The following is a 13,434-nucleotide window of genomic DNA, read 5'->3' as shown; positions in this document are numbered from 1 at the left end:
CGTTCGCACTGGGACTGCTGAAGTGCATTACATCAAAATGAACGGAGTCAGTATGAGCATTAACACTTGGCTTCACTATTGGCTATTTTCTTCTGCCAGATCAGCCGTGTTAATTCTGATACAAGATAGACTCGAATTAATAAACCGGGTGGAGAAGGTTCATTGTTAATGAACGCTTTATCTGTTATTCATTAGGAAATCATAGAACGTCAGACAGGGACAGTCAGATGCAGAAAGTGATCCTCCTTACCGGGCTTTTGCTCCTCTCCTTTTTTTCCTCAGCACAAACCACCGAAGCAGGGCTCGGGGTGAGTTCTCTGGGGGCGCATATAGTATTTACTAACCAGATGAACGATCAGTTTGGTTTAAGGCTGCAGCTGAATGGTTATTCGGGCAGTTATGAGTTCAAAGAGAATGGTCTTACTTACGAGGGTGATCTGAAACTGGGTACAGTGGGAGTCACCATGGACTGGCACCCCTGGGAAAATGATTTCTTTGTTGCCATGGGGGCTTTCTATAACGGGAATCAACTGGATGCCAGAGCAAAAAGCCAGAATGGGGTCATAACCATTAATGGCACGGCCTATACCACCGACCAGATTGGGAATCTTGAGTCTGAAATGAAATTTGGAGATGTCAGTCCCTATCTGGGGGCAGGCTTTATGGGGAAGATTGGTCAGTCTGACTTTTATTACGGTGTCGATCTGGGGGTGCTTTATCAGGGGGAGCCTGATATCAGTCTGAAGACTTCATCTGGCTCCAGTATTACCGGTTTGAGTGAAAACCTTGCTGCAGAGCAAAAGCGGGTTGAAGATGAGTTGAGCAGCTTTCGCTGGTATCCGGTTTTGACTCTATCCCTGCATTATTCCTTTTGAGTAAGCTGGAGAGCCTGGTTCAGGCTCTCCAGCTCTGCGTCATGAATGTTCAATTCTCTCAAGTGGGCAAGCGTGTTATCAAAATAATCCCGATTGCTGCCAAACTGGCCAACGGCGGTTTTGATTCGCTCAACCGTTTGTTGTTTGGACAGCTGATCAGTATAACGGGGAGTATCATGATTAACGATAAAGGTCATACAAGGTAAAAGCGTGTCCAGATCTTGAATATCTGGTTCAATCCAGGTGGGAATGTAGCCACTCAGGCAACATTCTCTTGTCCAGAGAATGTGCAGCTCTTCATTCACCAGGGCAGCAGGGATACGGTAACAGATGCCTTCACACTGACCCCCCTTATCCAGTGCCATCATAAGCCCCGGGGTTTTCTGGCTGCCTCTGAGAAATGTCATATCCAAACAAAAACGACGATGATAGTTCAAAAGCAGAGCATGATACTGATGACTGAAGCGAAGCAGTGGTTTCCAGAGTAATGATCCATAGGCAAAGATCAGGAGGTCAGAGCCGTCAGGGAAGTCAGCCATAAACCGATGACGCTGATCATTCAGTTCACTCCATTCTGGCACCTGATCACCTTGAGAACGTGCCATCTGGCGAATCTCTGGTACATAACTTTTAAACAAACTTTCCCGATCGGATAGCCATTCACTTTCTTGCTCTGAATTCGTCCCGGTCATAACGCTTTACTCCTCCGATCCAGGTTTGCACAACGTCCAGTGTTTCCAACTGTTGGGCATGTTCCAGGGGATTATCAGAAAGTACGACAAAATCCGCCAGCTTTCCTGTTTCGATTGACCCCAGGTCTTTTTCCCTGAATACCTGCCAGGCCGCATCAATCGTCGTGGCACGCAGTGCCTGCATGACAGAAATTTTTTCTTCTTCTCCCAGAATATTGCCCTGGCTGGTCTTCCGGTTTACAGCATTGCTGATCAGTCGAAGCGGCTCGATGGGGACTACCGGTGTGTCAGTATGAATGGTATATCGGACGCCATGATCACTGGCCGTTTTCAGCGGGCTGATTTGGTGGGCTCTGTCCTGACCCAGGAACAACTCCTTGTGTCGGTCTCCCCAATAAAAAATATGGGAAGGGAAAAAAGTGGGGGTGACACCGAGTCTGGCCATGTGCTGCAACTGGTCAGGTCGTGCAGTTTGTGCATGAACAATAATATGACGGGTATCTTGGCGGGGGTGTTTTTTCTGAGCCTGTTCAATGGCAGTTAACACCTGATCAATAGCTGCGTCACCGTTGGCATGCAGGGCCAGTTGCCAGCCTTTTTCATGCCACAGTGCAACCTGTTTGTTCAGTGCTTGTGCTGACTGGCTGGGGTAGCCCTGATATGCAGGTTGTTTGTCTTTAGGTTGTTTGTAGTAAGGCTGAGACAAAAAGCCGGTATATCCCTGAATGGAACCGTCGGTGACCAGTTTAAGGGCTCCGGTGGTAACTTTATCGTTATTGATTGGACTGATATCACCCCGTTCAATGTCCAGAGCCAGGTCTTCATCGGGCCAGAAAACCATCCGTTGAGGTATCAGACCTGCGGTAACGAGATACCCTAACGAGGTTAATTGTTCTGGTGGCGTCAAACCACTCTGAACCGTTGTAACACCCTGAAGAAGATAATCACGAACGCTGTCGGCCAACATATCAAAGAGTCTGGAAGGGCCGACATTCATGGCTTCATAACGGATATCTTCCTGGGCGGTTTCTTTTAATAGCCCGGTTGCTCGACCCTTGGCGTCGCGAACAATCTCCCCGCCTTCAGGGTTAGGTGTATTGTCATCAATACCCATCTGATCCAGAACATAACTGTTAACTATGCTCATATGACCTGAAATGTGCATGACAAAGACAGGCTGACGGGTGGAGATGCTGTCCAGGTCATCCCGGTTCAGGAAGCGCCTTTCCAGTATCAGTGTGTCGTCAAAGCCAAAACCCAGTACCCATTCGCCGTCTTCCAGAGTATTAGCCTGGTCTCTCAGTTTCTTCTTTACGTCAGAGATAGAAAGTACATCACCCATAGGAGGGCTGTTTAAATCCGAAGCCATGGCATTCAAGCCACTGCCCGGAAAATGTCCGTGGGCTTCAATAAAGCCAGGTAGTAATGTTAATCCATCCAGATCAATGGTTTCGGCATCAAAAGAGGCCAGCTCTTCCATGGCTTCCTCAGTGCCCGTGGCAATGATTCTGTCGTCTTCTACTAAAATGGATTCAACGACAGAGTTCGTTTTATCCATGGTCAATATCGTGCCGTTTACAAACAGCTGTTGCCTTGGTGGAGTAGGGTTTAGATAAAACCAGGTTGAGACTCCAATAAGGGTCAGAACGATGACTGTGATGATGAGAGCTGAAAATATGCGTTGGACCAGTGTCATGACTTCCCCAGATTTTATTGTATTTGTTATAGAGAAGGTGGGCGGGGTGGCTAATACCATAGCAGGAGATGGCAGGAGAATACTATACCCGTCGCCTTTCAAGATGCCTCGTTGTTATCGGCGATTGTAAATGACAAGGCATGATCACTTGGCATAGTCTTCAGGGGTTCATCAAGAAAAAGGATAAGAAACCCATGGCACTGCATTCTTCTCTTAAAGGGCATCTGTCTCTGCCTGTTATTGGCTCACCCATGTTTATTGTTTCTGGTCCGGAGCTGGTTATTGCCCAGTGTAAAGCCGGCATTGTTGGGTCGTTTCCAGCCCTGAATGCCCGCCCACAAGAGGAGCTGAATGTCTGGTTGACCCGCATTAATAACGAATTAGAAGCGCATAAGGCTGAATTTCCAGACAGCAAAGTGGCGCCCTATGCGGTCAATCTTGTCATCCAGCCTGACAACCCTCGCATGGAGGAGGATATTGCCACCATTATTCACCATAAAGTGCCTGTGATTATTACCAGTTTGAGAGCGCCCTCTCCGGAATTGATCGCGGCAGTACACGCTTATGGTGGCATTGTTTTGCATGATGTCATCAATGTCCGTCATGCCCGAAAAGCTCATCAACATGGTGTTGATGGGCTGGTTTTAGTCTGTGCGGGTGCAGGAGGGCATGGAGGAACCCTGAGTCCTTTTGCATTGGTGAATGAAGTCAAAAGCTTCTTTGATGGCATGATTATTCTGGCGGGCTCCATTGCCACCGGCAGCGATATTCTGGCGGTTCAGAGCATGGGGGCTGATCTGGCTTATATGGGCTCAAGCTTTATTGCTACGCCAGAAGCCAATGCACCAGAAGACTATCGTGAGATGCTGGTGGATGGAGTAGCCAGTGACATTGTCTATACCCCTGTATTTACCGGTATCCACGGCAATTATCTTAAATCCAGCATCAGTAAAGCGGGTATGGACCCTGAAAATCTCCCTGAACCCAGTCAGGAAATTTTTAACTTTGCCGGTTCTGATGCCAGAGCCTGGAAAGATATCTGGGGAGCAGGTCAGGGCATAGGTTCTGTGAAAAAAGTGCAGCCTGTTGCTGATCTGGTGTCAGAGCTCAACAGGGAGTACAAAGCGGCTGTAGATAATTTACAGGCCGTGATATTTCAATAGTGGCATTTTCAGCCCATGAGAAATAGTAACAATCCCATGTCAAAGCAGATCCTTCAAAACAGTGTGCTTTGGGGTATGCATAATAATAAGGGCCAGTTTCGAATGGGTCATGAGTATTATGGCTATGCCACTGTTATGGGGTTTCGCCAACGGAGAGACTGGAAGTTTTACCTGCAGCAAACCCAGATAGGTGACCGACCTAATCAGTTCAAGATTACAGGCGTCAAAACACTTTAAATTAAATGAGTTAAGCCTGACTCAGGTTGAGTTATGCTGTGGCTAATCGCTTTAAAGGGGTTAGCCATGAAATTGCACGATACCAGTCTTTTTAAACAGCAAGCCTACGTTAATGGTGAGTGGGTCAGCGCTGATAAAACCCTCCCTGTACATAACCCAGCCACTGGCAATGTGATTGCCTATATCCCCATGCTGGGAGCTTCAGATATTCGTACTGCAATCAAGGCAGCAGAAAGTGCATTTCATGACTGGCGGGCAAAAACAGCAGCAGAGCGATCTACCCTGCTCAGGCAATGGTACAGACTGATTCTGGATAATCAGGACGATCTGGCCACATTGATGACGACTGAGCAGGGTAAGCCACTGAGAGAATCAAAGGCTGAAGTGGGCTATGGCGCTTCTTTCATAGAGTGGTATGCAGAAGAAGCCAAAAGAGCTTATGGTGATCTGATACCGGCGACCAGAAGCAGTCAGAGGATTATGGTCACCCGGGAACCGGTAGGCGTGGTGGCGGCCATCACGCCCTGGAATTTCCCTAATGCCATGATTGCCAGAAAAGTCGCTCCGGCACTGGCTGCAGGCTGTACCATTATTATCAAGCCCTCAGAGTTGACTCCCTTGTCTGCCTTCGCCATGGCTGAACTGGCAGAACGTGCCGGTATTCCTGCAGGTGTTATCAATATTGTCACAGGTGATGCCAAGGAGATCGGTGCTGAGTTAACCAGTAGTACTATCATAAGAAAGCTGTCGTTTACTGGTTCGACGGCGGTTGGCAAGCTTTTGATGAAACAGTGTGCAGACTCGGTAAAAAAAGTGTCTTTGGAGCTGGGTGGCAATGCGCCTTTCATTGTTTTTGATGACGCCAATGTTGAACAGGCCATTCAGGGAGCTATTGCATCCAAGTACCGAAATTCAGGTCAGACTTGTGTCTGTATGAACCGTCTGTTTGTTCAGGAGGGTATTTATGATGAGTTTGTTGAGAAGTTTGCAGAAGCGGTCTCCAAACTGACAGTTGGGCCCGGCCTTGATGGAGATTTCAATCAGGGGCCTCTGATTAATGAGGCGGCTCTGTTGAAGACCAAGAGTATGGTGGATGATGCACTGGCCAAGAAAGGCCGACTGCTGACAGGAGGCCGACCTCATAGCTTGGGAGGCCTGTTTTACGAGCCGACTGTCCTGGCCAATGCAGCCATGGATATGAAGTGTTATCAGGAAGAAATTTTCGGTCCGGTAGCTCCCGTATTCCGTTTTCACCATGAGGATGACGTGATCACTATGGCTAACGATACCCGCTATGGCTTGGCGGCGTACTTTTATGCCAACGATTTAAGTCGTGTATTTAGAGTGACAGAGTCGCTTGAATATGGAATGGTTGCGGTCAATGAAGGTGTGTTATCCACAGAGGTCGCCCCGTTTGGTGGCATCAAAGAGTCTGGCATCGGTCGGGAAGGATCAAAGTACGGGCTGGATGAGTACCTGGAAATGAAATATGTCTTGTTAGGGGGGATCTAATCGACAGGCTCAGGGTGAACGGAGCCCCTGTTTTAATCAGGAATATATGTCGAGACAAACTCTAACCGGTTTGAACATAAAAAAGCCTGACTGAAATCAGCCAGGCTTGGGTGAGTCAGATCTTAAAGAGGCTGATTCAGGTTTTCCAACAACTCGATTTTTACTGAAGACAGTTCAGACGCTTCTCGTAACTGTGCATCCAGTGCCAGCAGATCGACGGACTCAGCCGCTTCAAAGATAGCCAGACGTGAGCTTCCCATCTGTTTGTACAGACTCAGACCGTGTCTGGTCGCAAACTCAGATGCATCAACGCCTTTATCCAAAAGAACGGTGAAGCGTCCGGTCACTTTGACAGGTTGTCCTGTCAGTGAGCTGGTCAGAGTCATACCTTTGGTGACAGAAGGTTTGGCCGGAGCCGCCGCCGTTGCGCTGGCAAACGAGGCCGCGCGGACAGCAGGTGCATTCACCACAAAGTTGCGATTATTCAGCTTAACTACGTTTTGTGTGACTGGCTGAGAATTTACCGACTGGCTTTTGGCTGAGTCGACGTTAAATTCCTGGTTGGCTATTGCTGCAGTGGAGACTGCACATGTGGCCAGTAGTATCAGGCTGGTTTTTTTCATTTTATTGATTCCCATGGTTACTTCTCCCCTACCAGTTCATTGGCAAAGTGCTCGCCATAGAAAGTAATACCCCATGTATCCAGTGTAGAATCTACGTTATTGTTCACGAAAGTCACTTCAGGGTTCAGAGAAGGAATGTCCTTACCATTGGTGTCGATCACGCGCAGAGTCCAGGTGCCGCCTGCTGGCTCGCCGTAGAAAGCGTTACTGAGCAGCATCATATCCTTGTACATCAGCGTCTCGTCAGCCGGAGTCACGCCGAAAGCCCAGTCATAGGAAGCGAAGGTACCGGTACGCGCCGTCAGCATGATGCTTTTGGTACCAGAAGGTGAAGTCAGTTCGAACGCCGTATCACTGCCAACGGTAGAGGCTGTCTTTGGACCTGCTTTCTGAATATCTGTGGCAATACTGTCATTAGATAAGGTAATGCGGATCTGAACTTCTTCAACCACACCGCGCTTGTTATCAATCTGAATACTATGCGTTACCCCTTGGGCATTGTTGTCAGGTACTGTGACTCCGGCTTTTGCATCAATCCAGCCTGAGCTTGTGTAAGTGCCCAGGTAGTCGCGGTAGTTTTCAGCCATCTTCACAGCTTCACCGGCATTGACCCGGCCAAACCCGAATAGGTTATTGAAAGTGTAACCGGCGGCATTAGTCACCCAACCATCATGGGCTACATAGTTACTGTCGCCTACAGGCAGAATAACCTGGGGATCTTCAGGCACAATCTGATCTGCAGTAGCAGCAACAATGCGCTTCACATCGCGCCAGCTGAGGTTGCTGTTCGCTTCCAGGATCAACGCTGCTGCACCAGAAGTATTGGGTGCTGCAGAAGAAGTACCATTGAAGGTCTGGACATAGTTACAACCAGGATCCAGCTCGATGCTGATCTCTGAATTGACACCGTTCAGTGGGTACATCTTGCCGTAAGGGTAACCCTGATAAGCATTCAGATAGAAGTTCTCATTTATTGAACCACTGTAGCCTATTTCACAGTTACTCTGATCTGTTGTGATCATGGCGGGTTCACGGAAACCAAACTCACCTGAAGGGGCAGAAGCCCACACCGCTGAACCGGCAGTAGAGTAACTGGTATGAGTTCCGTCAGCATTGTTGGAACCGACCACTATTTGATATGGATGGTTATTACCGGAGTTGATCGAAGCATTGGAGCAGGTCAGGCCACTGACATTGGCTCCGTTAACATCACAGAGCCCCAGACCCAGGCCAAAGTAACGCTGAGACAGATCAGAATCATCGAAACTGTTCCCCGATGATTTTACGACAACAGCACCTTTGCCATCTCTTAGGTTCAGGGCTGGGTAAGCATCAATGTAGCCATCCACTTCAGCATTATGAATAACGCCATTGGTTTGAACGAACAGGGTTGAACCCCAGCTCTTGTTGATAACGTCCTGATCCGCGCCTTCGTACATGCCGTGAATCGTGGCAGTGGCTTCGTCTGTCTGATTCAGAAGGAAGTTCTGACCTAGCAGAGTGGCTGAAGGTGCAACACCACGCCCCCCCAGACCATTACCTGCAGAGGCTGCAATCAAACCACCTACGCTGGTGCCATGGTCCCCTTGGCTGTCATAAATATTGGTTGGGTCGTTGGAATCAGCTTCAACAAAGTTAAAAGAACCTTCCTCCCGGTAGTTGTCTACCAGGTCTTCATGAGCACCTTCCAGTCCTGTGTCGGTGACAGCAACAACGACACCTTTACCTGTATAGCCCATAGCGTGAGCGCTGCCCGCGTTCATATCCTGATCAGCGACACGAAGATCTGCATTGAAGGTGTAGCGTTGAGGGTTGTTAGCAATGTAATCATCGTCATAGCCAAAATAGGCTTTGGACCATTCAATATAAGCGTCCATGCCCTTCTGGTTCTGAGAAAACGCACTTTGTCCTGCGTTGCTCAGATGCCATTGTTGGCCATAAAGAGGGTCGGTTGCCACATTCGATACTGTCAGAGTCCCGTAACGAGTCAGTTTTCCATGGGATATGGAGAACTGGATTTCAGCATCTTCACCGGTCGTAGATATGTAACTGTATCGGCCGTTACCTATGTCGTATAAAACGCCATGGGGAAAGACATAGCTATTGCCTTTCTGCTCAACAGTACCTTCGAAAGAAACCGTTTGCAGACTGGGGGGCAGGTGTGGCAAACCAATTGTGACCGGATCGGTGACCCAGTGGTTGTTTCCATCGACGGATAGTTCGACTTTACAACCGGCCAGTGTCAGTGCCATAACACCGACAGCCAGAGGTTTCATTATTCTTGTTTTCATTTTGTATCCTGAACAATACTTCCAATGTAACTCTTAAACAGGCCTCACTGTGTGGCAGGCTGTTTGAGGAGTTATTCTATTTCCAGATACAACACTCCCTACTTTAATAACAACGAACATTAATTATCAGATCATTGACGTAATGTTTCTAATAAAGTCATTCTGGAGAACTGATTGTTAATGAGAGAAAAATGAAAATCAAGAAGATGTAACGGCTTCATAATCTAAGACAGCTGATGTGTTTTCTTGTGAAGTAGTTCCTTTTTATTTTTCATTACCAGGAGTAGGGCTGAGAAGTGTTAATAAGAACGGTAAAATAAAGGAATCAAGGTGCCAGGCCTGGCAGAAAAACGATGTTGTTAACTGGCCAGATAGTTAACAGTTAATAGCTCAGGCCGTTTCGGCAGTATCACCTTCAAAACTGTTTCTGATCAGATAATCAAAAGCTCCCAGCGAAGCATTAGCACCACTGCCCATAGCAATAATGATCTGCTTATAAGGTGCTGTTGCTACTTCACCAGCAGCAAAAATACCTGGAATAGGGGTTTCACCCCGGGAATCAACAACAATCTCACCTCGTGGAGTTAATTCCAGCGTTTTTTTAAGGAACTCGGTATTAGGTATTAAGCCAATCTGAACAAAGACACCTTCCGGTTCTACGCTGATGTTCTCGTCGGTGTTGCGGTCTTTATAAATCAAACCATTGACTTTACTACCGTCACCGAGCACTTCTGTCGTCATTGCGCTGGTGATGATAGTGACATTATTCAAAGAGCGCAGTTTGGGTTGGAGGACTTCGTCTGCTCTTAACTGGTTATCAAACTCGATCAACGTGACATGGGAGACAATGCCTGCCAGATCAATAGAGTGTTTACGAGGGACAGGGTGTTTTCCTTCTTGCAATGAGTCATTTGCTTTCAAATGACAGGTTGTCAATAAAAGTATTCGGATCAGGGGCCACAGTTTCTGGGCGGTAAATCAAAATACTTTTCAGTCATTTTGTTGGGTTGCCAGTCCGTTTTCGGTGGCGACATGGAAAGAATATGCCTAACCGTTTGATTGGTATAATTGATCATTAAAATCTCGATGATAGTTTTTATCTATTTGTGGGGGGTTAAATTTTGCTGTCCATTGCAGTAGCTTTATAGGAGAAGGGCAAAACTAAACGGGCGAAGGAAAAGCATGGTACGACAGGGAAGCATGCTGATTCTCATAGTAGGATCAGCGAGTGTGTTCAGCGCCCAGGACTCAGCAAGCAGTCAGTGGCTGAAGGACTGGCTCAAACCTTATCAGCTATCAGCCAGGCCCGCGGCCGATCTGGAAGGGGATGGGATTGATTCAGAACTCAGCCAGCTTGGAAAGAAGCTTTTCTTCAGTCCGGACCTCAGTCTTGATGGTCGGGTGGCCTGCTCAACCTGCCATCATCCGGAGCAGGGTGGTGCAGATAGCCTGGCTTTACCTGTTGGGGTTTCGGTCAATGACCCTTTTCTGACAGGTCAGAAAAGACTGGATCAATTGTTAAAGCAGAACCCAGACGACTATGAGCGTCATTTGATTCCCCGTAATTCGCCCACTGTTTTCAATACTTCCCTGTATCGAAAGAATCTGTTCTGGGATGGCAGGGTTCAATATGTGGGAGGTGGAACGTCCACCAGGGGCATCAAAGTGGGTGGCGGATACTCGGAGCTTTCACCGACCCGTTATCAAACCGATAGCCTGTTACAGGCTCAGGCCCGACTGCCGATGGTGTCTCCCTTTGAAATGAAAGGACTGAACGACGGCAGTCATAATAATATCGAGATACATCATCTGATTGTTGATCGGTTAGCTTCGAATAAAGAGTGGTGTACTCAGTTCAGGCTCGCTTTTCCTCCGGCAGATGAAAAGGTGCCCTGTAAAGAGGTTATCCGGATTGATGCGGTGACGCAGGCACTGGCAGTTTATCAGGCAGAGCTAGTGTTTATTGATAATCGTTTCTTTGGTTTTCTCAATGATAAAAATACTCTCTCGAAGTCCGAAGTGGCTGGAGCCAGGTTATTCTTCACATCAATCAGTGACGGGGGAGGGGGTTGTTCAGGGTGTCACTCCGGGCAGCACTTTTCAGATGAAGCATTCTACAATCTAGGGGTGAAACCTCTGGGGGCAGGGGTGAATGGCAGGGGGCTGGATTACGGGCGGAGTAATATCGAACCAGGTCGTCCCGCTTTTTCGTTCAGAACACCCAGCCTGTTGAATATTTCCCGGACAGCGCCTTATTTTCATAATGGCAGTGCTACCACGCTTGCAGAAGCGATCCGGACTCATATCAGGAAAAAGCCGCATAAAACTGAGACTGTTGATAAACAAAATAAGAATGTCGTTTATTTGAAGCGATCATTCGAGACCATTCAGAAAGAAGCCTTGCAGTCTCCCTTTCAGGAATTGTTGCCAGCAACGCTCACTGATCAGCAAATAATGCAACTTTCGGACTTTCTGGAAACATTAACTGATCCCTGTTTGCTCGATGCATCCTGCCTGAAGGTATTCATTGATGATCAGCCGATTGTAACGCCTCTTACCAAGACAATGACTTCTGGAAAACAGTCTTCAGATAAACAAGAGCCGTCAGTTAATAAAGCTGAGATTCTCATTCCATCGTTTGAAAAGTGTGCGGCTCCCCTTGGAGAAAAACCGGGTCAGAACACACAGTGGTTTAGAGAGGTGGGCGTTGAAAAGGGTATTCATCACATTCGCAAAGTCGGGCTTATAAAGCCGGGGTGGATTATGGATGTGATTAACTGGGGGGGCGTGAGCTCTGCTGATTTGAATCAAGACTGTCTGGATGACCTGGTCTTCACTGATAATGACAACAGAGTCTGGGTTTATTTTCAGCAGTCGGATGGACAGTTTGATCAACAACATCTGTCATTGAAAAATATTGAACTGGAAGGCGCTATTACGCCATTGGTCGCCGATCTGGATGGTGATTATCGTCCGGATCTTTTCCTGGGCAATGATGGACGATTTTATCCACAGATCATTTACGACTTTATAGACGCTCCTGAGGCTTTTGTTTTTTCTGCTGTTTCTGGGCCCGCACTCAATGCCAGTTTTGGTGATCTTGATCAGGACGGAGATCTGGATACTGTGATGGCATTCTGGCGCACATATAAGTCAGTCAGGCAGCCGCAAATCTGGAGCAATTCCGGGTATCGCAAGATGGAGCCCGCTTCTTCAAAGCTCCCTGAGTTAAGAGACAGCTATGGACCGGTGACTTTAAACGATGGCTTGATACACCAGAAGCATGAAGCGCCCGTGTTTGGCGGAGACGATTTTACCTTTACCCCTAATTTTGCTGACATCAATCAGGATGGAGTGTCTGATATTTTGATGACGGCCGATTTTTTTACCACGCAGCTGTGGAAAAACACGGGCAGTCAACTGCAGGATGTTACGGATATCAGGGAGATTCATGGCAGTTTTGGTATGGGCGCTGCTATTGCAGACTTTGATAATGATGGCGATCTGGACTGGTTCGAAAGCAGTATTTTTAGTCTCAGTCAAAGCAGCAGTTACACCGGTAACCGGTTGTATCAAAATCAGGGACAGTATCAGTTTAAGAATATTACAAACGATTCGGGTCTTCGCGATGGCGGTTGGGGCTGGGGGAGTTGTGCGGCTGACTTTAATAACGATGGGCTGCTGGATATATTTCATGCCACCGGTTATGGCAATGTACCGAAAACAGCCACTTATTCCAGCCAAAGTTACAAGACTCTGGCTACTCAGGTGTTAAATAATCACAGTGAGTTTCAGCAATCAAGAGCACGACTGTTTATTAACCTTGGTAACATGAAATTTAGCGAACAAGCTGTTGAGGCTGGATTGAGTCAAGTCATAGATGGCAGGGGAGTCAGTTGTTTTGATTACCAGCAGGATGGTGATATTGATGTTGTAGTGAGTAACTGGGAAGGTTCTCCAAACCTTTTTGAAAATGCCAATCCAAAGGGAAACCACTGGCTTTCAATCCGGCTGATAGGCCCGCCGGGGAATACGGAAGCGCTTGGAGCAAAAATACGGCTTTATACTCAAAATGGGGCACAGTTTCGGGAAGTGCGTTTTGAAAATAATTATGTTTCTACTCATTCAAGACAACAGCATTTTGGATTAAGTAAATTAGAGAAGATTGAACGGTTGGAGATTGATTGGCCTGAACCCTTCTCGGTCAGGACAGTTTTAGAAGATCTTCAAATTAATCAGCGGCATCTTGTTTTTCATCCAGCATTAAATCAGTCGCTCCAGTGATGATACTATTTTGTCAAATTGTGAAGTGAGTTATCTTGTTTAAAACATAACTGTGAAGGAC

General features: G+C 47.3%; 9 protein-coding genes and 1 pseudogene. 5 read left to right on the top strand and 5 right to left on the bottom strand.

Annotation, left to right across the window (positions count from 1 at the left end; genetic code table 11):
* Positions 1-227 precede the first annotated feature (227 nt).
* On the top strand, positions 228-875 hold the full coding sequence (locus tag GZ78_RS10295) for a hypothetical protein (protein ID WP_034835210.1): 648 nt from the start codon (positions 228-230) through the stop codon (positions 873-875).
* Here the strand turns inward: GZ78_RS10295 and GZ78_RS10290 are convergent.
* Positions 863-1,567: a gamma-glutamylcyclotransferase gene (locus GZ78_RS10290; RefSeq protein WP_051786033.1), complete on the bottom strand. Its 705-nt coding sequence runs from the start codon at positions 1,565-1,567 to the stop codon at positions 863-865. The genes GZ78_RS10295 and GZ78_RS10290 overlap by 13 nt on opposite strands.
* Positions 1,536-3,263 carry an amidohydrolase gene (locus tag GZ78_RS10285; RefSeq protein ID WP_051786032.1) on the bottom strand — a complete coding sequence of 576 codons (1,728 nt, stop codon included), beginning with the start codon at positions 3,261-3,263 and terminating at the stop codon, positions 1,536-1,538. The genes GZ78_RS10290 and GZ78_RS10285 overlap by 32 nt, the downstream gene beginning before the upstream one ends.
* Positions 3,264-3,403: 140 nt before the next feature.
* On the opposite strand from GZ78_RS10285, the gene GZ78_RS10280 reads away from it, so the two are divergent.
* The 3 genes from GZ78_RS10280 to GZ78_RS10270 all read left to right on the top strand — a co-directional run bounded on the left by GZ78_RS10280 (position 3,404) and on the right by GZ78_RS10270 (position 6,175).
* Positions 3,404-4,426 (top strand): NAD(P)H-dependent flavin oxidoreductase, encoded by a 1,023-nt coding sequence (locus GZ78_RS10280; protein ID WP_330217605.1) that lies wholly within the window; start codon positions 3,404-3,406, stop codon positions 4,424-4,426.
* A 36-nt stretch (positions 4,427-4,462) separates the two neighbouring features.
* A complete protein-coding gene (locus tag GZ78_RS10275; protein ID WP_152558653.1) occupies positions 4,463-4,663 on the top strand; it encodes a hypothetical protein in 201 nt (66 codons plus the stop codon).
* Between the two features lie 66 nt (positions 4,664-4,729).
* On the top strand, positions 4,730-6,175 hold the full coding sequence (locus GZ78_RS10270; protein WP_034835205.1) for an NAD-dependent succinate-semialdehyde dehydrogenase: 1,446 nt from the start codon (positions 4,730-4,732) through the stop codon (positions 6,173-6,175).
* 122 nt (positions 6,176-6,297) lie between these two features.
* Here the strand turns inward: GZ78_RS10270 and GZ78_RS10265 are convergent, their stop codons facing one another.
* The 3 genes and pseudogenes from GZ78_RS10265 to GZ78_RS10255 all read right to left on the bottom strand — a co-directional run.
* Entirely contained in the window at positions 6,298-6,813 is a 516-nt protein-coding gene (locus GZ78_RS10265) for a hypothetical protein (RefSeq protein WP_034835204.1), read from the bottom strand.
* Positions 6,814-6,815: 2 nt separating this feature from the next.
* Entirely contained in the window at positions 6,816-9,089 is a 2,274-nt protein-coding gene (locus tag GZ78_RS10260) for a S8 family serine peptidase (protein ID WP_051786031.1), read from the bottom strand.
* Positions 9,090-9,479: 390 nt separating this feature from the next.
* Positions 9,480-9,956 (bottom strand): annotated as a pseudogene (locus GZ78_RS10255) (FAD-dependent oxidoreductase); the annotation flags it as partial.
* 333 nt (positions 9,957-10,289) lie between these two features.
* Between GZ78_RS10255 and GZ78_RS10250 the strand changes: the two are divergent.
* Complete coding sequence (locus tag GZ78_RS10250; protein ID WP_034835201.1) at positions 10,290-13,373, top strand: cytochrome c peroxidase; 3,084 nt, start codon at positions 10,290-10,292, stop codon at positions 13,371-13,373.
* Positions 13,374-13,434 lie beyond the last annotated feature (61 nt).

It is taken from the genome of Endozoicomonas numazuensis, from assembly GCF_000722635.1.
In the GTDB taxonomy this organism is placed as follows: Bacteria; Pseudomonadota; Gammaproteobacteria; order Pseudomonadales; family Endozoicomonadaceae; genus Endozoicomonas_A; species Endozoicomonas_A numazuensis.
This window is presented reverse-complemented; position numbering and strand designations above follow the sequence as displayed.